The organism is Tenacibaculum aiptasiae (assembly GCF_008806755.1).
GTDB classification, from domain to species: Bacteria; Bacteroidota; Bacteroidia; order Flavobacteriales; family Flavobacteriaceae; genus Polaribacter; species Polaribacter aiptasiae.
In genome coordinates this window covers 148,233-148,697 of record NZ_WAAU01000024.1, presented here as the reverse complement: position 1 = coordinate 148,697, position 465 = coordinate 148,233, and the positions used below count along the sequence as shown (strand labels likewise).

General features: G+C 36.1%; 1 pseudogene. It reads left to right on the top strand.

The annotated features are described in order from the left end of the window. Positions 1-465, top strand: a pseudogene (locus tag F7018_RS18510) (hypothetical protein); the annotation flags it as partial.

The window sequence follows — 465 nt, the reverse complement described above, 5'->3', positions numbered from 1 at the left end:
GTAGCTACAAAAACAGCCACCGTAACCGTAGAAGACAAAATCAATCCAACAGTGATAATACAGAATATTACTGTTCAATTAGACGCCACAGGAAATGCAAGTATTACACCAGTACAAATCAACAATGGATCAACCGATAACTGTGGAATTCAATCAATGAGTTTAGACACAACTTCATTTGCTTGTACAAACATTGGAGCAAACACGGTAACCTTAACCGTAACTGATGTTAATGGAAATGTAAACACGAAGACAGCAATTGTAACTGTAGAAGATAAGGTAAACCCAACAGTGATAACACAGGATATCACGGTTCAATTAGATGCTATAGGAAATGCAAGCATTACACCAGCACAAATCAATAATGGATCAACGGATAACTGTGGAATTCAAACAATGAGTTTAAATATAACCTCATTTGATTGTAGCAATGTAGGAACGAATACAGTAACCTTAACGGTAACA